The organism is Mesorhizobium sp. LNHC232B00 (assembly GCF_000502435.1).
Classification (GTDB): Bacteria; Pseudomonadota; Alphaproteobacteria; order Rhizobiales; family Rhizobiaceae; genus Mesorhizobium; species Mesorhizobium opportunistum.
On the sequence record NZ_AYWP01000008.1, the window covers coordinates 65,792 to 89,016 of the forward strand.

A 23,225-nucleotide genomic window follows, 5' to 3' on the forward strand; every position below is an offset into this window, starting at 1 on the left:
ATGCAATCCGCTTTGAAAGCCAGTTCGAAACCTGACCTCGCCATCGATCGCGACTGGTGGCGCGGTGCGGTGATCTACCAGATCTATCCGCGCAGCTACCAGGATTCGAACGGCGACGGCATTGGCGACCTCAAGGGCATCATCCAGCGGCTGCCCTATATTGCCGCACTCGGTGCGGACGCCATCTGGATTTCGCCTTTCTTCACGTCGCCGATGAAGGATTTCGGCTACGACGTCTCGGACTATTGCGATGTCGACCCGATGTTCGGCACGCTGGCCGATTTCGATGCGCTGACGGCGGAAGCCCACCGGCTGGGTCTCAAGGTGATGATCGACGAGGTGCTGTCGCACACCGCAGACATCCATCCCTGGTTCAAGGAAAGCCGGTCGAGCCGCACCAATCCCAAGGCGGACTGGTATGTCTGGGCGGACGCCAAGCCCGACGGCACGCCGCCCAACAACTGGCTGTCGATCTTCGGCGGATCGGCCTGGCAATGGGACACCAGCCGCCAGCAATATTACCTGCATAATTTCCTGGCCGAGCAGCCCGATCTCAACTTCCACAGCCGCGAGGTCCAGGACGCCCTGCTCGACGTCACCCGTTTCTGGCTGGAGCGCGGCGTCGACGGCTTCAGGCTCGACACCATCAATTTCTACTTCCACAGCCAGGGCCTGGAAAACAATCCACCGCTGGCGCCCGAGGAGCGCAACGACCAGACGGCACCGGCGGTCAACCCCTACAACTACCAGGACCATATCTACGACAAGAGCCGGCCGGAGAACCTCGGTTTCCTCGAACGTTTCCGCGCCCTGCTCGACGAGTATCCGGCAACCGCCGCTGTCGGCGAAGTCGGCGATTCGCAGCGTGGGCTGGACGTGGTGGCCGCCTATACGGCCGGCGGCAAGCGCGTGCATATGTGCTATTCCTTCGACTTCCTGGCGCCGGAAAAGATCAGCGCCGCCAAGGTCCGCTCGGTGCTGGAAACCTTCGGCAAGGTCGCCACCGACGGCTGGTCGTGCTGGGCGTTCTCCAACCATGACGTGATGCGCCCGGCCTCGCGCTGGGCGGCTGGCGAAGCAGATCCGACCGCCTATCTCAAGGTGATCTCGGCATTGCTGATGTCGCTGCGCGGCTCGGTCTGCATCTACCAGGGCGACGAGCTGGGCCTCGGCGAGGCCGAACTGCGCTTCGAGGATCTGCAGGATCCCTACGGCATCCGCTTCTGGCCGGAATTCAAGGGCCGCGACGGCTGCCGCACGCCCATGGTGTGGGATGGCAACGCCAAGAACGGCGGCTTTTCCCAGGCAAAACCCTGGTTGCCGGTGCCGGCCAAGCACCTGTCGCAGGCCGTCAATGTGCAGCAGGGCGACGAGACTTCCCTGCTCGAGCACTACCGGCGCTTTCTCACCTTCCGCCGCGCCCATCCCGCGCTCGCCAAGGGCGATATCGCCTTCATCGAAAGCCAGGGCGACACCGTCGCCTTCACCCGCCGGGCCGGCAACGAGCAGATCGTCTGTGTCTTCAACCTTGGCGCCAAGCCGGCCAAGGTTGACCTTGGCGGCCGATCACTGCACCCTTTGCCGGGACACGGGTTTTCCGGGCAGGCGAGCACCGGTTCGATCGAACTCGGCGGTTACGGCGCCTGGTTCGGACGCATCGACTGAATTTTAGGAATTACTGGGAGGAACCAATGGCCGATGTCAATTTGAGGCAAGTGAAGAAGTCCTACGGCAATCTCAACATTCTCCACGGCATCGACCTCGATATCAAATCGGGCGAGTTCATCGTCTTCGTGGGTCCGTCGGGCTGCGGCAAGTCGACCCTGCTGCGCTCCATAGCCGGGCTCGAGGAAATCACCTCAGGCGAGCTCAAGATCGATGGCGAGGTGGTCAACGACGTGCCGCCGTCGAAGCGGGGTATCGCCATGGTGTTCCAGTCCTACGCGCTCTATCCGCACATGACAGTCTACGACAACATGGCGTTCTCGATGAAGATCGGCAAGGAGAACAAGGCCGAGATCGACCGGCGCGTCCGTCAGGCGGCGGAGATCCTGCAGCTGACCAAATATCTCGACCGGCTGCCCAAGGCGATGTCGGGCGGCCAGCGCCAGCGCGTCGCCATCGGCCGCGCCATCGTGCGCAATCCGAAAGTGTTCCTGTTCGACGAGCCGCTGTCGAACCTTGACGCGGCGCTCCGCGTCGCCACCCGCATCGAGATCGCCAAGCTCAAGGAATCGATGCCCAACACGACCATGATCTACGTCACCCATGACCAGGTCGAGGCCATGACGCTGGCCGATCGCATCGTCGTGCTCAAGGAAGGCCATATCGAACAGGTCGGCACGCCGATGGAGCTCTACAAGAAGCCCGGAAATCTGTTCGTCGCCCAGTTCATCGGCTCGCCGGCCATGAACATCCTGCCGGCGACCATCGACAAGACCGGAAACCCGACAATCGTCAGCCATGTCGGCGGTCGCAAGGCAACGGTGCCGATCGCGACACCGGCTTCGGCAAAGGGCGCGGCGGTAAGCTTCGGCGTGCGGCCAGAGGATCTGATCATCGCCAGCGGCACGGACTATCTGTTCGAAGGCACGGTGGATTATGTCGAACAGCTCGGCGAGGTCCAGCTGGTCTATGTCGACATCGGCCGCGCCGACCTGCCGCTGGTGACAAAGCTGCCGGGCAATGTCGAGGTCAAGCGCGGCTCGACATTGCGGCTGAGCGCCAATGCGGAGGACCTGCATATCTTCGACGCGGATGGGCGGTCCTTCGCGCTGCACGAGGCGGAAGCAAAGGCGGCTTGAGCTAAAAGCGGCCTAACGACAAAAAACGGCGGGCCTTGCCCGCCGCTCTTTTTTAAAACCGACTTCGACTGTTAGTGATTGCCGACGTGGTCCCGGTCGTTGCTCTGAGGGGCCGGCTTCTGCACGTTGCCCGACGAATTGAGCAGCTTGTAGACAGGCGAGCCGCTGTCGCGGATCGAACCGGTATGCGAAGCGTCCACATCGGCCGAAGTCACGGCAGGCTGGTTGGCGCCATTGGAGCCATAATTGTCGCTGCCGGCGAAAGCACTGCCGGAAATCGCCAGAACGGCGGCGGCAGCAAGGATGATCTTCTTCATTTCAAGTCTCCTGAAGTCTCGAATTCCACGGCATGGCGGGCAAACCCGCCATTGCCGGGTCGGCTTTAGTTGTTGCCGAAGAGGTTGTGGTCGGCGCCGACGACAGGCTTCTGGTCAGCCGGTTCCGACTTCTTGGTCGAAGCCGTGTACGAATTGTCGGTCGAAGTCACGGCAGGCTGGTTGGCGCCATAGTTGTCGCTGCCGGCGAGAGCGCTGCCGGAAATGGCCAGAACGGCGGCGGCAGCAAGAATGATCTTCTTCATTTCAAGTCTCCTGAATTTTGATGAATTTTTGAGTTCGCCAGGACGGCGGGCAAGCAGCCGTCAACCGGCGGTCGCCTGTTAGCGGTTACCGAAAAGGTTGTGGTCGGCACCCTGGACAGGCGTCTGAGCAGCCGGTTCCGACTTCTTGACCGAAGCGGTGTACGAGCTGTCGACGGCAGTGGCTGCAGGGGTCGCATTCGAGCCGTAATGGTCCGAACTATAATGGTCGCTACCAGCGAAGGCGCTGCCGGAAATGGCCAGAAGGGCGGCGGCAGTGAGAACAATCTTTTTCATTTTGGGTACTCCAGTATTTTTCCGTCCGTCTAGCGGCGTGTCTTGGGATGAAATCGCGTCGTTCGGACAGCCCCGATTTGGGAAAGCCAGATGGCCGTTTCCAATCACGAAGTTGTTCCGCGTGGACCATGAATCCACCACTTGAAATTGTACCACCGGCTTCCACATCAATTTTTTTGCTTTTTTATCAATCAGTTAGAAGGATCAAGGGAGCTATCACCAACTGTGTCGGAGGCCCAGCGTTCACAACGTCCTGCACGCACCGTCAACAGAAACGAACCGTTCGGTTCGATTTTAGGTTTCGCTAATAGTCACTTTTCGAAACTGTTAACCTTTTTTTGGCTCCGGCCAAGGATCGAAAAACAACGTTGGGGTGCTGGCGACGAGCCGGTTTCAACGGTCGCGATCCTTGTAGGGACGATCTTGCATGCGTGTCGCGCCGCATGGATGCGATGTCGTTTTCATGCCGACGCCGCGATGCGCGCCGTGATTAGATCACGCCATCTCAGGTGCCGCTTCGTGACGACGGAGTGGAGAATTGGGAAGCCGGTCAGAATCCGGCGCTGCCCCCGCAACGGTGGTGGAGTTCAAGTCGCAACGGGAGACCACTGGGCGAAAGCCTGGGAAGGTGTCGCGATGGTCCGCAAGGACGACTCCAGAGCCCGGAAACCAGCCCGAGATTGCTAGAACTCGACTGATCGCGGTGGGCGGTCAAGGGGCGGATGATGCATGCCCGGCTGGCGCCGGCCTGCGTCCGATCCTTCCTCCATCACCACCAGTTCAGTCCTTGGATATGAGGACAGGACATGGATGCTCGCAACGACATGCTGAGGCTCTTGAACAGCCGCAGACAGGGCTTTTCGCTGGAACAGCCCTTTTACACCGATCCGGACTACTTCAAGCTCGACATGGAGCTGATCTGGTATCGCGATTGGCTGTTCATCGGCCATGATTGCGAGCTGCCCAAGCCAGGCAGCTTCATCACCGTGCAGATCGGCGACTATCCGGTCGTGCTGGTGCGCGATCAGCAGGGCAAGATCAACGCCTTCCACAATTCCTGCCGCCACCGCGGCAGCCGCGTCTGCAACACCGACAAGGGCATGGCCGCCAAACTGGTCTGCCCCTATCACCAGTGGACCTATGAGTTGGACGGCCGCCTGCTGTTCGCCCGCCAGATGGCCGAGGGTTTCGACAAGAGCCAGTTCGGGCTGAAGCCGGTCGCCTGCGAAAGCGTCGCCGGCTATATCTTCATCTGCCTGGGCAAGGAGCCGGCCGACTTCGCGCCGATGCGGGCGATGATCGAACCCTACCTCAAGCCGCACCGGCTCGGCGAGGCGAAGATCGCCTTCGAGAGCACGATCATCGAGAAGGGCAATTGGAAGCTCGTCTGGGAAAACAACCGCGAGTGCTATCATTGCGCGGGCAATCACCCGGAATTGTGCAAGACGTTCCCGGAAGCACCGACCGTGACCGGCGTGCAGGGCGCCGACAGCGATCCGGAGATGCTGGCGCACTGGGCGAAATGCGAGGCGGCCGGCCTGCCGAGCAAGTTCCGCATCGATCCGGCCGGACAGTATCGCGCCACCCGCGCGCCGCTGCTGCGCGATGCCGTCAGCTACACGATGAACGGCAAGCGGGCGGTGAGGAAGAACCTCTCCGACAACGTCTCGGCCGACCGCATCGGCACCTTGATGCACTATCACTACCCGACGACATGGAACCATATCCTCATCGACCATGCCGTCACCTTCCGCGTGCTGCCGGTCAGCGCCACGGAAACCGCCGTGACGACCAAATGGCTGGTCCACAAGGATGCGGTCGAGGGCGTCGACTACGATCTCGCCGAACTCACCCATGTGTGGACCGAGACCAACGACCAGGACCGCCGCATCGTCGAGGAGAACGCCTTCGGCATCCTGTCGCCGGCCTATGAGCCCGGCCCCTATTCGGAGTTGCACGAGGGCGGCGTCATCCAGTTCGTCGACTGGTACGCCCGCTTCATCGGTCCGCGCCTTGCCGAAGACGGCAAGCCGGCGCTGCGCAGCGTTGCGTGAGCTCATGTCGCCCAAACACGACATGAGCCGGGCAAGAAGGACCAGAGGATGAATGCGATGACGGATCTCGGCCTCTATCGCCATCTCGACCAGATGGCGCCGTGGAACGACCGGCTCCAGGTGCTGGAAGTGATCGGCGTCAGCGATGAGGCGCCCGACGTGAAAACCTTCACTTTCCGGTCCGACAACCAGACCTGGTTCCGCTACAAGCCGGGCCAGTTCGTGACGCTGGAGCTGCCGACTTCGGACGGGCCGCTGATGCGCACCTACACGCTGTCATCGTCACCGTCGCGGCCATTCTCGATCGCGGTGACGGTAAAGGCGCAGGCCGGCAGCATCGGCACGCGCTGGATGTTCGACCATCTGGTGCCCGGCTCGCACGTCAAGGCCTATGGGCCGGCAGGCGACTTCTCGCTGCACAGCCATCCGGCGGCCAAATATCTGTTCATCTCGGCCGGTTCGGGCGTGACACCGATGATGTCGATGCTGCGCTGGCTGAACGACTGCGCGCCCTGGACCGATGTCGGCTTCGTCAATTGCGCGCGGCGCGCGGAAGAGATCATCTTCCGCAAGGAGCTCGAACTGCTCGGCGGCCATATGCCCGGCTTGTCGCTCGGCTTCATGATCGAGGAGCGGTCGAGCCGCGAGGGCTGGTACGGCCATATGGGCCGCATCGACGCGATCCGGCTGCCATTGCTGGCGCCGGATTTCCGCGAGCGCGAAATCTTCTGCTGCGGCCCCGATCCCTTCATGCGCGCCGTGCGCGGCATGCTTGAAGCCGCCGGCTTCGACATGACGCAATACCATCAGGAGAGCTTTGCGGCCCCTGCCGTGGAAGAGGTCCCGGCGCCGTTCGCGGCGCCCGCGGAAGGCGGCACGGTCGTTCCGGTCGAAGCGGCAACGCCAATCCGCTTCTCGCTTTCGGAGGTCGACGCCGAATGCGTCGCCGGCCAGACGGTGCTGCAGACGGCGCGCGCTTCGGGCGTGCGGATTCCCGCCGCCTGCGAATTCGGCCTGTGCGGAACCTGCAAGGTGAAGAAGGTCTCCGGCGATGTCGAGATGAGCCACAATGGCGGCATCCTCGATCATGAGATCGACGACGGCTTCATCCTGGCCTGTTGCTCCAAGCCGCTGTCGGCACTGGAAATCGAGGCGTAACCAGCAGGCAGGGCCTGCGGTCGCGCTCGCCGGGCCTGCGGGCCATCTTGCCAAAAACCCTGCAAATGGTTAGACGCCTCTACAACGGTAGGGTTGACCGTGAGGGCCGGCGATCATCCGCGCGGCCTGCTTCGGCGGGGAGCAAACATGCGACAATCCGGCATCTATGCCATAGCGAGCAAGGACATCGTCTTTGAATCCTTCGACGGCGAAGCCGTCGTTCTCGACCTGACGACGGGCAAATATTTCGGCTTCTCGGATTCAGGCAGCAGGCTTTGGGATGCGCTGTCGTCCGGCGTGCCTGCCTCCGAACTGGTCGGCGCCGCAACGGCGACCGGCGCGCTGGGTGCCGCCGAGATTGACGCCTTTGTTTCACAATTGCTCGAATTCGGCTTGCTGGCGGCCGTGACCGATGCCGCGGCAAGACCGGTTCCCAGCGAATTGCTGGCTCAGCTTGCGGGTGCCAGCGAGCCCCTCAAGGTCGATATCCACGACGACCTTGCCGATCTCATCGTCGTTGACCCCATCCACGAGGTCGAGGAACCCCTCGGTTGGCCCGCGGTGAAGCAGGCCAACTGAGGCACGCGCGTCAGGCACTCTCGTCGCTGGACGGCGTCGGAACAGGCAAACCATGCCGAAAGTCACTCTCGAGAACCTGGCGGACTACGCACGTCATGTGCTGGCGCAGGCCGAAAGCAGCGCCGCGCATTATCCGCAGACGCGCACGGTGGGCCTGCCGCATCTGGAGCTGACCGCACATCTGAGTGCCGGCGCGTTGGCGAATGCCGTCGTTCACGGCTTTGTCGCTGCTCCGGGCAATGGGGCCGCTGCCAACACCTGCCGCATCTTCGTCGCCCATCCCGGCGTGGATGGCATCGCGGCGCCAGCCAGTTGGGGCCAAGGACCCTTCACGGAGCATGCCTTCGCCAGCCGGCTGGCGGAAGCCGGACTGCGCGGCAACCATTTCCACGACCTGGATTTCTGGCAGTTCTACGACCCCGATCGCCGTCTGGGCGTTCAACTGATGACCGCCGATGACAGGTTCCCGCCTTGGGAGCCGGGGGCGCCGCTCCGCCCCTTCCTGCATTGGGAATATGCGGCGCGCGGCATGCGGCTGGCCCATGCGGGCACGCTGGGTGTCGGCGGCAAGGGAATTCTGCTCGCCGGAGCAGGCGGCGCCGGCAAATCGGGAACGGTCGTCGCCGGCCTGCTCAACGGGCTCGACAGCGTCGGTGACGACTATGTGCTGATCGACCTTGCCGGCGGGCCGACCGCGCACCCGTTGTTTGCCACGCTCAAGCAGGATCCCGCGGGTTTCGAGCGGCTGGGCTTGGAACATCGGCTGAAATCCTATGGTCCGCTCAACTGGCAAGGCAAGCACCAGTTCCGCATCGATGACATCGCGGCACGGCCAATACCCGCGCGGCTGGACATCATCGCGTTGATGGTGCCTCATATCAGCGGGGACGAGGCAAGTTCGATCATGCCCGTGTCGCGCAAGGAGGCAATGATTGCACTAGCGCCGTCCGGCATCTCGCAAATGCCTGGCGAGCGCGAGAGCGGGTTTCGCTTTTTCAGCGACCTCACCCGGCAGCTGCCATGCTATCAGCTCTCGCTGGGGACGCGCCCACAGGAGATCGCCGGAACGATTTCGGATTTCATCATGCAGAGCAGCGCGTGAGATTGGTGGTTCATGTGACAAGTCGGGCGACGAATTCATGATCCGGGGCGACATATGAAGCTGAGCGTGATCATGCCCCTTTACAATCGCGAACAGCTCGTTGGCCTCGCGCTGCGCTCGCTGCTCAGGCAACGCGAAAACGTCGATCTCGACATCATCGTCATCGACGATGGGTCGACCGACGGCTCGGCGGCCGTCGTGCGGTCGTTGATCGACCAGGCCCCATGCATTCGTCTTTTCCAGCAGGCCAATGGCGGGGTCACCAAGGCGCGCAATGCCGGGCTGAAACAATTGCTGCCGCAGACGCGGCTGGTGTCGTTTCTCGATTCCGACGACATCTCGCCGATAGGGCGCTTCGCGGCGGATATCGCCTGCTTCGAAGAGGACCCTGGCCTCGACCTGACCTATTCGCGCATGACGCTGGTCGACAAGATCGATGGCGAGACGCTGGAGCCGGCCGCCGACAGCCAAGCCGTCACCGTGCGGGGGATCCACCTGTCAGCCGGGATCTTTGCACGGGACCTCATCGAGCGCACCGGCGGCTTCGACGAGGACTTCAAGCAGGCGGAGGACACCGACTATCTGTTGCGCATCTTCGAGAGCCAGGCAAAATACATCATGCCCGATACGATAGCTCTCTATTACAGGCGTCATCCCGGCAACATGACCAAGGAAGCCGACGTGCCCTTTCGCGAGTTCGTGCGCGCCATCCATAAGTCGATGAAGCGCCGCAAGGCCGACCCCAGCTTGCGCCGGGTCGAGGGTATCTTCGACTTCAAGGATCTCGCGCAGTGGCGGTTCCTGTAATGGCGGGCTACGGCGTCGTCATTCCGGCTTTCAACGCGGCCGCAACCATCGGCGCGGCGCTGGACTCCGTTCTGGCCCAGACGGTCAAGGCGGAAGCCATCATCGTGGTCGATGACGGTTCGACCGACGATACGGTTGCCGTGATCGAGGCGATGAACCTGCCGGTGGCGGTGCTGCGGCAAGAGAATGCGGGCCCCGGAAGCGCCACCACCAGGGGTTTTGCCGCGCTCTCGACGCCGTTCGTCGCGACGCTCGACGCCGACGACCTGTGGCTGCCGGACAAGATCGAAAAACAGCGGGCCTGCCTCGACCGCCATCCCGGGACAGCGGGCGTCTTCGCGCACTGGCGGACGTTTCGCGGCGACAGGCCCGATTTGCCAGAGACGACCAGCGTGGCAGGCTGGTCGCGCACGACGATGTTGATCCGCCAGGAGGTGGTGACGGCCGTCGGCCCCATTGTCGACCCACGAGGTGGCCGCGGCGAGATGATCGACTGGATCGCCCGGGTTCGCGAGGCAGGCTTTGTCCTCGCCATGCTCGACGACGTGCTGGCCTTGCGCCGCATCAGGCCCGGCAGCCTCTCTTATGGACGCGACCCGGCGCGCGATCGCGGCTATCTCGAAGTCGCAAGGCTGGCCATGAAAAGGCGCGCGCAAGGCAGAGCGGGTGGCGGCTGATGGCCAAGGCTGTCCGCCGCATCACCCGCCGGTTTCCCGACTATGGCTGGTCCTGGCCGACCGGGGGTCTCGACCAGTTGCTCAAGGCGGCACTCCTCGATGACGAGGAGGCGGCCAGCCAATGCGCGATGCACTGGTTGGCCGTGAACGACATCGACCTCGTCTCCTTCCGCGAACACCGGCTGCTGGCCGCCATTTCGGACCGATTCGGCAGGAAATTGGCTGGCCATACCGCCTTCCCACGGCTTGTGGGCCTGCAGAAGATGCTGTGGACCAAGTCGCGGATGGCGATGCGCGAAGCCGAACCGGCACTGAAGGCGATGGCGGATGCCGGATGCATCGTGATGCTCATCAAGGGCGCCAGCCGAATTGCCCTCGACGCGGCGGCGCAGCGCGGCCGGGTGGCACACGACATCGACATACTGGTGCGGCCGCAGGACATGCAAACAGCCTTCGACGTGCTGCGCGACCGCGAGTGGCAGATCGCCACCGGCGTCAGCCCGCAATATCTGAGGACAAGACTGGCCTCGCTGCGCTCGATGAACTTCTTCAAGGGCAATTTTGGCGACATCGACCTGCACCAGCTTGCCTATGACGGTTCGCAGCAAAGCGATGAAGACGACATCGCCATCTGGCGACGGGCGGATACCGCCATTTTCAGCGGCGTCGGCGTGTTGGTGCCGTCGCCCGCCGACCGCATCGCGCTTGCCATCGCGCATGGCGGGCTCGACGCCCACACGCACAGCGACTGGCTGGTCGATTGTGCGGTGGCCATTCGTGGCGGCGATGTCGACTGGGACGTGTTCCTCGATGTCTTGGCCAGGCGCGGCCTTGCCGTTGCCGCGGCGGTGGCGCTCTCCTACCTCGCGCTTGAAATTGGCGTGACCGCGCCGGACAGGGTGCTGGCCCGTGTGCTGGAGATGGCCGACAGCGCCGGCCCCTCGCGCTGGTCCGGCGTGCTGCAGGCCAAGCCACGAACCGATTTCGGCAGGCTGGTCTGGCTGTCACGCGGCCTTGCCAAGCAATTGCGGCTTCGCCGCAAGAGCGGCCGCCTGCGGCAGGAACCGCCCGCCAAAGCCTGGCGGAGCAAGCCGGGCCGCCCCGAACCGCTGAATGCATCGTCGCCACCGGCGTTCTCCCAGGCCATACCCTGTCCGCGAACGGCGGGGGACATGATGCTGGACATCACCGTCAGGATCAGTGTGCCACCGGTCCGGCGCCGCATCGAGATGGAGATCAATGCCGATGACGACCATGTCGCGCGCCTGCGCGCCATGGCCATCAGCCGATCCGGTGGAGAAAGGGTTCTGCGTTTTCGTGGCAAGGTGACGCTTGACGGCGAACGGCAGGCCATGACGCTGGAGGCGCGACCCTCCCGGCAATTTCGCCGGTGGGATGATGCGGAGACCGTCGCCACCTATGGCGCGCTGCCGTTCCAGCTGATCTCGGCGACATTTTCGCCGCTGCGCTGACAGAAACGCCGCGCCGTCACCTGGCTCCATGGTAACGAGGATGTCCCGCGGCAGAAGCCCCTCCAGTATGGCTCATGCGGCACCCTCGTCCGGCTTGGTCACCCGCCGCAATGTCAAATTGATCCGCCCGCCGTTTTTCAGCAATGCCGAGGTCGACGGGTAGATGCGGTCGACGCCGTGGAAGGCCAGACGGCCCTCACCGCCGAGCACGACGACGTCGCCGCTCTTCAACCTGAAGGATTTGGTGCCGCCGTCACGCGTCGTCTGGCCGACCCTGAACAGGCAATCGTCGCCCAGCGAGACGGAGACGACAGGCGCCGAGAAATCCACCTCGTCGCGGTCCTGGTGCAGGCCCATCTTCGCTTCGGCCGTGTAGAAATTGACCAGGCAGGCTTCCGGCGGATGCCGATAGCCCGAGACCTGCCGCCACAGGTCGAGCAGACGGTCCGGAATAGGCGGCCACGGCATCCCGGTCACCGGATGCGTCGGCTGGTAGCGATAGCCTCGTTCCTTGTCGGTGACCCAGCCGAGCGGGCCGCAATTGGTCATCCGCACGCTCATTTCCTTGCCGGTGCGCGGCATGGCCGGCACGAACAGCGGAGCCTGCTGGACGATGCTTCTCACATCCTCGACCAGCGCCTCCTGGGCGGCGCGCGGCAAATAGGCCGGCATATGGCGGACGCCCTTGGGCAGGACGAGCATGGATTGCCTCGCATGGCGATGGTTCGTCGCTCCAACATGCCACTGTCGAACGCAAACGGCGACCCGAAAGCCTGCGGCAGCGGCTATTGCTACATGGGCCAGGGCCGCAACATCACGGCTTCGCTGAAGCGCCGTTGGTAGAATCGAAAACGCCGCGCATCCTTTGGGATGCGCGGCGCCCGATTTCGCTGCCTCGCATCAGCTTTTCGCGGTGCTTAATCGTTCTCTACACGGCCGCGCAGCTTCTTGATCGTGCCGCGTCCGGCCTTGCTCTTCAGCCGCCGTTCCACCGCGCCTTTCGAGGGCCGCGTCTTCTTGCGTGGCGGCGGTGGCGGCTCGGCGGCCTTGGCGACCAGTGCGGTCAGCCTTGCGCGCGCATCGGCGCGGTTCTGTTCCTGGGTGCGGAAGCGTCCGGCCTCGATGACGATGACGCCGTCCTTGGTGGCGCGCTGGCCGGCAAGCTTGATGGTGCGGGTCCGCACGCGTTCCGACAGGCCCGCGGCGTTTTGCGCATCGAAGCGCAGCTGCACCGCCGTGGCCACCTTGTTGACGTTCTGGCCGCCAGGACCCGACGAGCGGATGAAATCCTCGTGCAGGTCGCCCGAATGGATCACGGCTTCGCCGGATATGATGATGTCGTCGTCGATCGGCATGCCGCAGTCATGGCGCGGCGGGCCGAAAAAGAAAAGGCCCGATCGAAACCGGGCCTACACGACACTGAACGCAACGATGTCGAGCGGGTTGGCGATTACTCCGCCGCTTCCTGCATACGGGGTGCCGCACCCAGTACGACGGCATCGACATGGCTTTCGAATTTCTCGAAGTTGACGGCGAACATGCCGACCAGCCTTGCTGCCTGCCGGTCATAGCCAGCCTTGTCGGCCCAGGTCGAGCGCGGATCGAGAATGGCGCTATCGACGCCAGGCACGGCCACCGGCACCTCGAAGCCGAAATTGGCGTCGGTGCGGAATTCGGTTGCCTTCAACGAGCCATCGAGAGCGGCGGCAAGCAGCGCGCGCGTCGCCTTGATCGGCATGCGCTTGCCGGTGCCGTAGGCGCCACCGGTCCAGCCGGTGTTGACCAGCCAGCAATCGGCGCCATGTTGGGCAATGAGCTCGCGTAGCAGATTGCCGTATTCCGAGGGATGGCGCGGCATGAACGGCGCACCGAAGCAGGTCGAGAACGTCGCCTCGGGCTCGGTGACGCCCTTTTCGGTTCCGGCCACCTTGGCGGTATAGCCGGACAGGAAGTGATACATCGCCTGCGCCGGCGTCAGCCGTGCGATCGGCGGCATCACGCCGAAAGCGTCGGCGGTCAGCATGATGATGTTCTTGGGATGGCTGGCGCGCCCGGTCTTCGAGGCGTTGGGGATGAAGTCGAGCGGGTAGGCGCAGCGCGTGTTCTCGGTGAGCCGGCCGTCGTTGAAATCCGGCGCGCCATCGGCGTCGAGGATGACATTTTCCAGCACGGTGCCGAAGCGCTGCGTGGTGGCGAAGATCTCCGGCTCGGCTTCGGCCGACAGCTTGATCGTCTTGGCGTAGCAGCCGCCTTCGAAATTGAAGATGCCGTGCGGCCCCCAGCCATGCTCGTCGTCGCCGATCAGCGTGCGCGACGGATCGGCCGACAACGTGGTCTTGCCGGTGCCCGACAGGCCGAAGAAGATGGCGGCGTCGCCGCCGGCACCTTCATTGGCCGAGCAGTGCATCGGCATCACGCCTTTTTCCGGCAACAGATAGTTGAGCATGGTGAACACCGACTTCTTCATCTCGCCGGCATAGGAGGTGCCGCCGATCAGCACGATCTTGCGGGTCAGATCGACGGCGATCACCGTTTCGGTGCGGCTGCCGTGGCGGGCGGGATCGGCGCGGAAGGACGGCAGGTCGATGATCGTCATCTCGGGCACGAACTGCTCGAGGTCCGTCTTGCCCGGTCGGATCAGCAGATTGCGGATGAACAGCGAGTGCCAGGCGAATTCGGTGATCACCCTGGTGGGCAGCTTCAGCTCGGCATCGGCGCCGCCGACCAGGTCCTGTACATAAAGATCCTTGTCCGCGGCGTGGGCGCGGAAATCGGCAAGCAGCGTTTCGAACTGCGCCGGCGAGATCGCCCTGTTGTTATCCCACCAGACATGCGGCTCGGTGGCAGCGTCGCGGACCACGAACTTGTCCTTGGGAGAACGGCCTGTGTGTTGGCCGGTCTCGGCGACCAGCGCGCCATGCGCGGTCAGCCGGGCCTCATTGCGCCGGATCGATTCCTCGTAAAGCGCCGCCGCACCGAAATTGTAGCGCACCACGCCAGAGGTTTTCAGGCCGATACGATCGATCGCGCAAGCAGGATTGCGTGTGCCGACTTCCGACATGGGTGTCCCTTCTTAGATTTTCCGCATCTTTGCCGGCGCATTTCCGGCATGCCCACTGCGCAGGCTAATATGGTCAGAACCAGAAAAGCCAAATGATATCAAATCATTAATCGATTTAAAAATTTTGAAAGTTGTTTAAATCGTTTATATATGCGAAAAGTTTCACGGTTGCCCAAAGGATTGGCGATGTTCGTTCGTCCAATCCATGTCGAGGTTGGATTGTGGCCGGCGGCACCCCGCGCGTGACAGCGGACAAGGCCTATGCCACATTTTGTACCTAATTTGTCCTGCAAAAGCCCCTTCTCTACTAAAGAAGGGACAGCTCATGAGGGAGCCGCTTGAAATGGCAACAATCGCGCTTGTCGATGACGACCGCAACATTCTGACGTCGGTGTCGATCGCCCTCGAATCCGAGGGATATCGCGTCGAGACCTATACGGATGGTGCGTCCGCGCTGGAAGGCCTGGCGGCGCGCCCGCCAAATCTTGCCATCCTCGACATCAAGATGCCGCGCATGGACGGCATGGAGCTGCTGCGCCGGATGCGCCAGAAGTCCGACCTGCCGGTGATCTTCCTGACCTCCAAGGACGACGAGATCGATGAATTGTTCGGCCTCAAGATGGGCGCCGACGACTTCATCCGCAAACCGTTCTCGCAGCGCCTGCTGGTCGAGCGGGTACGGGCCGTCCTGCGCCGAGCCAGCGCCCGCGAGGCCGCGGCAAAAGCGCCCAGCCAGCAGGCCCGTTCGCTCGAGCGCGGCCAACTGGTCATGGACCAGGAACGCCACACCTGCACCTGGAAAGGCGAGCCGGTGACGCTCACCGTCACCGAATTCCTGATCCTGCATTCGCTGGCGCAGCGCCCCGGTGTGGTAAAAAGCCGTGATGCGCTGATGGATTCGGCCTATGATGAACAGGTCTATGTCGATGACCGTACGATCGACAGCCACATCAAGCGGCTGCGCAAGAAGTTCAAGGCTGTCGACGACGACTTCGAGATGATCGAAACCCTTTACGGAGTCGGATACCGGTTCCGCGAAGCGTGAATAGGCAGTAGGCAGTAGGGAATAGTCAGTAGTCCGTTTTTGAATGGCGCGAGCGGCCACTTACACATGGCCACGATCTCAGCCACTTCTCTATTCCCTACTGCCTACGCACTACTCACTAATTAAGCGGGAGCTGCTATTCGATGGCAGTGGAAGCACAGCGAAGCAGGCCGACGGGCGCCGCCAGGCGGCCGTCGCGCATCATGCCGTCCTTCGTTTCGAAGATCACGGTGCCGATGCGCCGCTTCCTCGGCCACCACATCTTTTCCAGCCTGACGCGGCGCATCCTGTTCCTCAACCTTGCCGGACTGGCTGTCCTGGTCACCGGCATCCTCTACCTCAACACATTTCGCGACGGGTTGATCGACGCCCGCGTCGAAAGCCTGATGACGCAGGGCGAGATCATCGCCGGCGCGATCGCGGCGTCGGCGACGGTCGAGACCGATTCGATCAGCATCGACCCGGAGAAACTGCTTGAGCTGCAGGCCGGCGAAAGCCTCGGGCCCGGTTCGGACCAGCTCGATAATCTCGACTTCCCGATCAATCCGGAGCGCGTCGCGCCGGTGCTGCGGCGGCTGATCTCGCCGACGCGAACGCGGGCCCGAATCTATGACCGCGACGCCAATTTGCTGCTCGATTCGCGCCATCTCTATTCGCGCGGCCAGATCCTGCGCTACGACCTGCCGCCGGTCGAGGAGGAGGAGCCCGACCTCGTCGAGCGCATCCAGAAGTTCATCTTCGACTTCTTCCGCAACACCGACCTGCCGGTCTATCGCGAGCAGCCGGGCGGCAATGGCGCTGCCTTCCCGGAAGTGGTCAAGGCGCTGACCGGCAGCCCGTCGACCATCGTGCGCGTCTCGGAACAGGGTGAGCAGATCGTTTCGGTGGCGGTGCCGATCCAGCGCTTCCGCGCCGTCCTCGGCGTGCTGATGCTGTCGACCGAAGGCGGCGACATCGACAAGATCGTCGCCGCGGAGCGCAAGGCGATCCTGCGCGTGTTCGGCATCGCGGCTCTGGTCACCGCCATCCTGTCGATGCTTTTGGCTTCCACCATCGCCAACCCGCTACGCCGGCTGTCTGCCGCGGCGGTGCGGGTCCGGCGCGGCGTCAAGAGCCGCGAGGAGATCCCGGATTTCTCCGACCGCCAGGACGAGATCGGCAACCTGTCGATCGCCGTGCGCGACATGACCAACGCGCTCTATGCGCGCATCGAGGCGATCGAGAGCTTCGCCGCCGATGTTTCACATGAATTGAAGAACCCGCTGACCTCGCTGCGCAGCGCAGTGGAAACGTTGCCGCTGGCCAAGAACGACAATTCGCGTAGCCGGCTGATGGAGATCATCCAGCATGACGTCAGGCGGCTGGACCGGCTCATCACCGATATTTCCGACGCCTCGCGTCTCGACGCCGAGCTCGCGCGCGAAGACGCCGGGACGGTGGACCTGAAGAAATTCATCACCGACCTCGTCGCCGTGTCGCGCGAAGCAACGCGCAACAAGAAGGCAGTCGAGATCGAGTTCAAGGTCGCCAAGCTGCCGCAGGGCGTCAAAGGCTATTTCGTCGTCGGCCACGATCTGCGCATCGGCCAAGTCATCACCAATCTGATCGAAAACGCCCGCTCCTTCGTTCCCGAGGACCATGGCCATATCAGCCTGTCGCTGGCGCGTGCCGGCAAGTTCAACATCCTCACCGTCGACGACAACGGTCCCGGCATCCGCGCCGACAACATCGACCGCATCTTCGAACGCTTCTACACCGACCGGCCGGCCGGAGAGGCGTTTGGCCAGAATTCGGGCCTTGGCCTGTCGATCTCCAGGCAGATCGTCGAGGCCCATGGCGGCACGCTGACCGCCGAAAACATCCCCGGCACCAAGCCCGGCGAGATCAAGGGCGCGCGCTTCGTCGTGACGCTGCCGGCCGAAGCGTGAATGCTGGTCCAGTCGTGCGGCCTGAAAACATCCACGCTACGGGCTTGCTGATCGGCGAACGCGGCATTCTCGTCAGCGGGGCTTCGGGTTCGGGCAAGACGACGCTGGCGCTGACGCTGGTCGACCATTGCCGCCAGCGCGGCCTGTTCTCACGGCTCATCGGCGACGATCAGCTTTTCGTCGAGGCGCATGCGGGGCGGCTGGTGTGCCGCGCGCCCGCCACCATAGAAGGTCTCGCCGAGGTGCCGGGACTTGGGCCGCGGCCGCTGGCGTTCGAACCTGCCTGCGTCGTCGACCTGCATGTACACCTGCTACCGGCTGGTGAAATCGCCCGCTTCCAGGAGGACGCCAGCGAAGACATCGCCGGCTGCGCGGTACCGCGGATCGATCTTGCCGAGCGCAATGTCCAGGCTGCCCTGCCCGCCGTGATGGCGCGGCTGTCGATCATGCCTTTTCTATGATCTGCCCCGGGTTTTTTGCTGCAATGCGTCAAAATGGCATGGGCCGGCGCAATTTTGGGCTTGTCAACGGGCCTCGCGTCGACAAGATAGCGCTCCCGCCGCCTGGAATGGCTGGCGAGCATAAAATGCGCCTGTGAAGCGGCGATGACGGGAGCCACCAAAGAATGATCGGACTCGTGCTTGTAACGCACGGTCAACTGGCCACCGAGTTCAGACATGCCGTCGAACATGTCGTCGGGCCACAAGACAATTTCGAAACCGTGGCGATCGGTGCCGACGACGATATGGAGCAGCGTCGCCGCGACATCATCGACGCCGTGGCCCGCGTCGACACGGGGGCGGGCGTGATCGTGCTGACCGACATGTTCGGCGGCACGCCGTCGAACCTTGCCATCTCGGTGATGGAGTCCGGCCGCACCGAAGTGATCGCCGGCATGAACCTGCCGATGCTGATCAAGCTGTCATCGATCCGCAAGGGCGACAACATGGCCGCCGCGCTCGACGAGGCGCAGGCCGCCGGCCGCAAATACATCAACGTCGCCAGCCAGCTTCTGAGCAGCAAATGAACGCACTATCCCCGGAAAAAGACCAGATTGTCCGGGAGTTTCCGATCGTCAACCAGCGCGGCCTGCATGCGCGCGCCTCGGCGAAGTTCGTCCAGCTCGCCAGCGGTTTCGACGCCTCGGTCCATGTCGAGAAGGACGGCGTCAAGGTCGGCGGCACGTCGATCATGGGCCTGATGATGCTTGCGGCAAGTCCTGGATACTCGATCCGCGTCACCGCCAGCGGCCCGGAAGCGCTTGAGGTCATGGACGCGCTGGAGCAGCTCGTCGCCTCCCGCTTCGGCGAGGAAAGCTGACCCGAAGGCCCAGCCTAAGCAGTCTCTAGGGACATGCAGGGATAAAGATTTCTTTATATCCCATTGTCGTCTCGGCGCCGATCTGCTAGTCAGGCCGGCAATTCGCGCCCTTCCACGCGCCAACCAACGCGGGCGCATCCGCAACCAATTCGCACGCACAACACTTCGCACGGAGCACTGCCATGACGGGTAGCAAGGACTATGTGGTCGCCGACATCTCGCTTGCCGGCTGGGGCCGCAAGGAACTGGATATCGCCGAAACCGAAATGCCGGGCCTGATGGCCTGCCGCGAGGAATTCGGCGCCAAGAAGCCGCTCAAGGGCGCGCGCATCACCGGCTCGCTGCACATGACCATCCAGACCGCGGTGCTGATCGAGACGCTGAAGGCGCTCGGCGCCGATATCCGCTGGGCGTCCTGCAACATCTTCTCGACCCAGGACCACGCGGCCGCGGCCATCGCCGAAACCGGCATTCCGGTGTTCGCCGTCAAGGGCGAGAGCCTGGAGCAGTACTGGGACTACACCGACCGGATCTTCCAGTGGACCGATGGCGGCCTCTCCAACATGATCCTCGATGATGGCGGCGACGCCACCATGTACATCCTGATCGGCGCCCGCGCCGAGGCCGGCGAGGACGTGCTGTCCAACCCGCAGAGCGAGGAAGAGGAATATTTCTATGCCCAGGTCAAGAAGCGCCTGAAGGCTTCGCCCGGCTTCTTCACCAAGCAGAAGGCGGCGATCCGCGGCGTCACCGAAGAGACGACCACCGGCGTCAACCGGCTCTACCAGTTGCAGAAGAAGGGCCTGCTGCCCTTCCCGGCCATCAACGTCAACGACTCGGTCACCAAGTCGAAGTTCGACAACAAGTATGGCTGCAAGGAATCGCTGGTCGACGGTATCCGCCGCGGCACCGACACGATGATGGCCGGCAAGGTCGCGGTCGTCTGCGGCTATGGCGACGTGGGCAAGGGCTCGTCGGCCTCGCTCAAGGGCGCCGGCGCCCGCGTCAAGGTCACCGAGGTCGATCCGATCTGCGCCCTGCAGGCGGCGATGGACGGCTTTGAAGTCGTCACGCTCGAAGACGCGGCTCCAACCGCCGACATCGTCATCACCACCACCGGCAACAAGGATGTCGTTACCCTCGACCACATGCGCTCGATGAAGGACATGGTGATCGTCGGCAACATCGGCCATTTCGACAATGAGATCCAGGTGGCGTCGCTGCGCAACCTGAAGTGGACCAACGTCAAGCCGCAGGTCGACATGATCACCTTCCCGGACGGCAAGCGTATGATCCTTTTGTCGGAAGGCCGCCTGCTCAATCTCGGCAACGCGACCGGCCATCCGAGCTTCGTCATGTCGGCGTCCTTCACCAACCAGGTGCTGGCGCAGATCGAGTTGTTCACCAAGGGCGAGCAGTACCAGAACCAGGTCTATGTCCTGCCCAAGCACCTCGACGAGAAGGTCGCGCGCTTGCACCTCGACAAGCTCGGCGCCCGCCTGACCGAACTGTCGGGCGAACAGGCCGCCTATATCGGCGTCACGCCGCAGGGTCCTTTCAAGCCGGAACACTACCGCTATTAACCAAAGCTAAATTTACTACCAGATATTGACGCCGGGCGATTGACTTTCGCCCGGCTTTATTTTTGCGCGCGATCAGCCTTCACGGCGATTCGGCGAGGGTTTATTGTCAGGTGATTCGCGACGCTTCCGGCCCGAGAGGGGATCAAGAGAGGCGCGTATCAGGGCGGTCTTGCATTCAGTCGGCGGAGAGGACCAAGACATGCCGGGGCAATACCCGCACGGAGCGGGACAGGCCGTTTCCGGCGGCCATGACGATTCGGGGACCACTGGCTCCGCAACCCGGCGCGAACGTCTTTCATGGCGTGGCCGCGCGGGGCTGCTGCTTGCCGGCTCCATGCTTGCCAGCCCGCTGTTTGGCGCGGCGGCGCGTGCCCAGGCTGCCGGTGTGTCGACGGCCGGTCTTTCGATCAGCACGATCGAGGTGATGCAGCTTGCCGTGTTCGTCGGCGTGACAGGCACGGCATTTCTGTCGGCTATCGTGCTGATCCGCGAACGCGCCCGCACCTCGGCGGAGAATGTCGAATTGAGAAGCCGCGTCGCCGACGTCAACGCGGCGCTGCGCCGTTCGGAGGCGCTGCTCAATCTGCGCGACCAGCGCGTGATCGTCTGGGCCTCGGAAAACAAGAAACCCGAGCTTGTCGGGGTATTGCCGGTCGAAAGCGGCGCTCCGGAGGAACGGGCGGCGTTCCTCGCCTTCGGCCGCTGGCTGATGCCGCGCTCGGCGGCGGCGGTCGAACATGCCATCGCGGCGTTGCGCGAAAAGGCCAGACCCTTCGACCTCGTCATCGAATCGCAGGCCGGCGCCCCGCTCGAAGTGCATGGCCGCAAGAGCGCGGCGCACGTTCTGGTGCGGTTTGTGTCGCTTTCCGAAACACAGCGCAGCCAGGCGCGGCTGAAGATCGAGAACCACCGGCTGGCCGCCGACCACGACACCATGATCGGCCTGCTCGAAGCGCTGAAAATGCCGGCGTGGCTGCGCGACGAGCATGGGCGCCTGAAATGGGTCAACCGCGCCTATGCCGACGCGGTCGAAGCCGAGAGCGCGGAAGCCGCCGTGCGCGACGCCAAGGAATTCCTCGGCGGCCAGGCGCGTGAGGCGATCGACGCCCAGCACAAGCTGCATCCGGTTTTCGAGCAGTCGCTCTCCACGGTGATCGAAGGCGACCGCCGGGTGTTCGCGGTGACCGACTTCGCCAGCGCCGACGGCTCGGCCGGCCTTGCCTGCGACACCAGCGCCATTGAGTCCATTCGCGGTGAGTATGAGCGGACCGTGCGAAGCCACGCCGACACGCTCGACCAGCTCAACACCGCGGTCGCCATCTTCGACACCGACGAGAAACTGCGCTTCTTCAACCAGGCCTTCCAGAAATTGTGGGGGCTGGACAGCGGCTTCCTGCACAGCGCACCCGACAACGCCCTCTTGCTCGACCGGCTGCGCAGCGAAGGCAAGATCGCCGAGCAGCCCGAATGGCGCCGCTGGAAGGAAGGCCTGCTTGGCGCCTACCGCGCGGTCGAATCGCAGGAGCACTGGTGGCACCTGCCGGACGGCAAGACCATCCGCGTCGTGGCCAACCCGCAACCCAAGGGCGGCGTGACCTGGGTGTTCGAGAACCTGACCGAGAAAATGGATCTCGAAAGCCGCTACCGGACAGCCGTGCGTGTCCAGGGCGAAACGCTCGACAATCTCGCCGAGGGCGTGGCGGTGTTCGGTCCCGATGGCAAGCTTCGGCTGTCGAACCCGGCCTTCGCCACCCTGTGGAGGCTGGATGCCGAAGCGACCAAGCCGAATGTGCACGTTTCCACCATACGCGATCTTTGCGACCGGCAAGCGGTGGACAGTCCCTGGCCCAGCTTCGTCGCCGCCATCACCGGCTTCGACGACGAACGCCGCGACCGCCACGGCCAGACCGAACTCAACAACGGCACCGTGCTGCGCTACGCCATGATCCCGTTGCCCAACGGGCAGGTGATGATGACCTTCGTCGACGTCACCGACGGCGTCCGTGTCGAACGCGCGCTGAAGGACAAGAACGAGGCGCTGGAAAAGTCCGACCAGCTCAAGAACGACTTCGTCCAGCACGTGTCCTACGAGCTGCGTTCGCCGCTGACCAACATCATCGGCTTCACCGAATTGCTCTCGCTGCCGACGACCGGGCCCTTGACGCAAAAGCAGCGCGAATATGTCGAGCATGTCGGTTCTTCGTCCTCGGTGCTGCTGACCATCGTCAACGACATACTGGACCTCGCGACGGTGGATGCCGGCATCATGCAGCTCGACATTTCCGAGGTGCATGTCGACCGCACCATCGCAGCGGCCGCCGAACTGGTTGCCGACCGGTTGCAGGAACATTCGATCCGGCTCGAGGTCGATGCCAAGGCTGCGCCCAAGACGTTCCACGGCGACGAGACCCGCATCCGCCAGATCCTCTACAATCTGCTCAGCAACGCCGCCAACTATGCGCCGGAGGCCAGCACCATCCGGCTCGCCTGCCGCCATCTGGCGGACGGCGTGGAATTCTCGGTTCATGACGACGGGCCCGGCATGCCGCCCGATGTGCTCGATTCGGTGTTCCGCCGCTTCGAGCCGCGCGCCAATGGCGGCCGCCGGCGCGGCGCCGGGCTCGGCCTGTCGATCGTCAAGAGCTTTGTCGAGCTGCATGGCGGCGGCGTCCGCATCGAAACCGGCAAGGACAAGGGCACGACCGTCATCTGCACTTTCCCCGACATGCCCGGCATCCGCGCCGCGGCCGAGTAGCGCGCT

General features: G+C 63.5%; 23 protein-coding genes and 1 riboswitch. Of the genes, 17 read left to right on the forward strand and 6 right to left on the reverse strand.

Annotated features, from left to right (window positions below; all coding sequences use genetic code 11):
- On the forward strand, window positions 1–1,665 hold the full coding sequence (locus X743_RS156375) for an alpha-glucosidase (protein ID WP_031257703.1): 1,665 nt from the start codon (window positions 1–3) through the stop codon (window positions 1,663–1,665).
- A gap of 26 nt (window positions 1,666–1,691) precedes the next feature.
- Window positions 1,692–2,804, forward strand: a complete 1,113-nt coding sequence (gene ugpC, locus X743_RS156370) for a sn-glycerol-3-phosphate ABC transporter ATP-binding protein UgpC (RefSeq protein ID WP_013891619.1) — start codon at window positions 1,692–1,694, stop codon at window positions 2,802–2,804.
- A gap of 71 nt (window positions 2,805–2,875) precedes the next feature.
- On the opposite strand, the gene X743_RS156365 is transcribed toward ugpC, so the two are convergent.
- The 3 genes from X743_RS156365 to X743_RS156355 form a co-directional block, all read right to left on the reverse strand.
- Window positions 2,876–3,121 (reverse strand): DUF680 domain-containing protein, encoded by a 246-nt coding sequence (locus X743_RS156365; RefSeq protein WP_023765595.1) that lies wholly within the window; start codon window positions 3,119–3,121, stop codon window positions 2,876–2,878.
- Window positions 3,122–3,186: 65 nt separating this feature from the next.
- Complete coding sequence (locus tag X743_RS156360) at window positions 3,187–3,384, reverse strand: DUF680 domain-containing protein (RefSeq protein ID WP_023765596.1); 198 nt, start codon at window positions 3,382–3,384, stop codon at window positions 3,187–3,189.
- Window positions 3,385–3,462: 78 nt separating this feature from the next.
- On the reverse strand, window positions 3,463–3,678 hold the full coding sequence (locus X743_RS156355; RefSeq protein ID WP_023765597.1) for a DUF680 domain-containing protein: 216 nt from the start codon (window positions 3,676–3,678) through the stop codon (window positions 3,463–3,465).
- 490 nt (window positions 3,679–4,168) lie between these two features.
- Window positions 4,169–4,371: riboswitch (cobalamin riboswitch) on the forward strand.
- 113 nt (window positions 4,372–4,484) lie between these two features.
- Between X743_RS156355 and X743_RS156350 the strand changes: the two genes are divergently transcribed.
- The 7 genes from X743_RS156350 to X743_RS156320 all read left to right on the forward strand — a co-directional run bounded on the left by X743_RS156350 (window position 4,485) and on the right by X743_RS156320 (window position 11,527).
- Window positions 4,485–5,732: an aromatic ring-hydroxylating dioxygenase subunit alpha gene (locus X743_RS156350; RefSeq protein ID WP_023765598.1), complete on the forward strand. Its 1,248-nt coding sequence runs from the start codon at window positions 4,485–4,487 to the stop codon at window positions 5,730–5,732.
- 57 nt (window positions 5,733–5,789) lie between these two features.
- A complete protein-coding gene (locus X743_RS156345) occupies window positions 5,790–6,890 on the forward strand; it encodes a hybrid-cluster NAD(P)-dependent oxidoreductase (protein WP_023765599.1) in 1,101 nt (366 codons plus the stop codon).
- A 147-nt stretch (window positions 6,891–7,037) separates the two neighbouring features.
- Window positions 7,038–7,469 (forward strand): PqqD family protein, encoded by a 432-nt coding sequence (locus tag X743_RS156340; protein WP_023765600.1) that lies wholly within the window; start codon window positions 7,038–7,040, stop codon window positions 7,467–7,469.
- Between the two features lie 52 nt (window positions 7,470–7,521).
- Complete coding sequence (locus X743_RS156335; RefSeq protein WP_023765601.1) at window positions 7,522–8,571, forward strand: hypothetical protein; 1,050 nt, start codon at window positions 7,522–7,524, stop codon at window positions 8,569–8,571.
- Window positions 8,572–8,625: 54 nt separating this feature from the next.
- Window positions 8,626–9,378, forward strand: coding sequence for a glycosyltransferase family A protein (locus X743_RS156330; RefSeq protein WP_023765602.1), 753 nt, complete (start codon window positions 8,626–8,628; stop codon window positions 9,376–9,378).
- On the forward strand, window positions 9,363–10,055 hold the full coding sequence (locus X743_RS156325; RefSeq protein ID WP_245264210.1) for a glycosyltransferase family A protein: 693 nt from the start codon (window positions 9,363–9,365) through the stop codon (window positions 10,053–10,055). The genes X743_RS156330 and X743_RS156325 overlap by 16 nt, the downstream gene beginning before the upstream one ends.
- Window positions 10,055–11,527, forward strand: coding sequence for a nucleotidyltransferase family protein (locus tag X743_RS156320; protein ID WP_023765604.1), 1,473 nt, complete (start codon window positions 10,055–10,057; stop codon window positions 11,525–11,527). The genes X743_RS156325 and X743_RS156320 overlap by 1 nt, the downstream gene beginning before the upstream one ends.
- A 72-nt stretch (window positions 11,528–11,599) precedes the next feature.
- On the opposite strand, the gene X743_RS156315 is transcribed toward X743_RS156320, so the two are convergent.
- Window positions 11,600–12,229, reverse strand: a complete 630-nt coding sequence (locus tag X743_RS156315) for an alpha-ketoglutarate-dependent dioxygenase AlkB (protein ID WP_023765605.1) — start codon at window positions 12,227–12,229, stop codon at window positions 11,600–11,602.
- Between the two features lie 12 nt (window positions 12,230–12,241).
- Between X743_RS156315 and X743_RS1000000173940 the strand changes: the two genes are divergently transcribed.
- Window positions 12,242–12,370 (forward strand): hypothetical protein, encoded by a 129-nt coding sequence (locus tag X743_RS1000000173940; protein WP_023765606.1) that lies wholly within the window; start codon window positions 12,242–12,244, stop codon window positions 12,368–12,370.
- A gap of 74 nt (window positions 12,371–12,444) precedes the next feature.
- Here X743_RS1000000173940 and arfB read toward each other — a convergent pair whose 3' ends face one another.
- Window positions 12,445–12,882, reverse strand: a complete 438-nt coding sequence (gene arfB / locus X743_RS156310; RefSeq protein ID WP_023765607.1) for an alternative ribosome rescue aminoacyl-tRNA hydrolase ArfB — start codon at window positions 12,880–12,882, stop codon at window positions 12,445–12,447.
- A gap of 95 nt (window positions 12,883–12,977) precedes the next feature.
- Window positions 12,978–14,588 carry a phosphoenolpyruvate carboxykinase gene (locus X743_RS156305; protein ID WP_023765608.1) on the reverse strand — a complete coding sequence of 537 codons (1,611 nt, stop codon included), beginning with the start codon at window positions 14,586–14,588 and terminating at the stop codon, window positions 12,978–12,980.
- 343 nt (window positions 14,589–14,931) lie between these two features.
- Between X743_RS156305 and X743_RS156300 the strand changes: the two genes are divergently transcribed.
- From X743_RS156300 to X743_RS156270, 7 genes are all read left to right on the forward strand, one after another.
- The gene (locus tag X743_RS156300; RefSeq protein WP_010912942.1) at window positions 14,932–15,633 is read left to right on the forward strand and encodes a response regulator transcription factor; all 702 of its coding nucleotides are present in this window, start codon (window positions 14,932–14,934) and stop codon (window positions 15,631–15,633) included.
- Window positions 15,634–15,776: 143 nt separating this feature from the next.
- Window positions 15,777–17,561: a sensor histidine kinase gene (locus tag X743_RS156295; protein WP_023765609.1), complete on the forward strand. Its 1,785-nt coding sequence runs from the start codon at window positions 15,777–15,779 to the stop codon at window positions 17,559–17,561.
- Entirely contained in the window at window positions 17,558–18,022 is a 465-nt protein-coding gene (locus X743_RS156290) for an HPr kinase (protein ID WP_023765610.1), read from the forward strand. Before X743_RS156295 ends, X743_RS156290 begins: the two co-directional genes overlap by 4 nt.
- Window positions 18,023–18,186: 164 nt before the next feature.
- A complete protein-coding gene (locus X743_RS156285; RefSeq protein ID WP_013891640.1) occupies window positions 18,187–18,588 on the forward strand; it encodes a PTS sugar transporter subunit IIA in 402 nt (133 codons plus the stop codon).
- A complete protein-coding gene (locus X743_RS156280) occupies window positions 18,585–18,881 on the forward strand; it encodes an HPr family phosphocarrier protein (RefSeq protein ID WP_013891641.1) in 297 nt (98 codons plus the stop codon). The genes X743_RS156285 and X743_RS156280 overlap by 4 nt, the downstream gene beginning before the upstream one ends.
- 182 nt (window positions 18,882–19,063) lie before the next feature.
- Complete coding sequence (gene ahcY, locus X743_RS156275; RefSeq protein WP_023765611.1) at window positions 19,064–20,464, forward strand: adenosylhomocysteinase; 1,401 nt, start codon at window positions 19,064–19,066, stop codon at window positions 20,462–20,464.
- Between the two features lie 199 nt (window positions 20,465–20,663).
- A complete protein-coding gene (locus X743_RS156270; RefSeq protein ID WP_023765612.1) occupies window positions 20,664–23,219 on the forward strand; it encodes a PAS domain-containing sensor histidine kinase in 2,556 nt (851 codons plus the stop codon).
- Window positions 23,220–23,225: the final 6 nt, after the last annotated feature.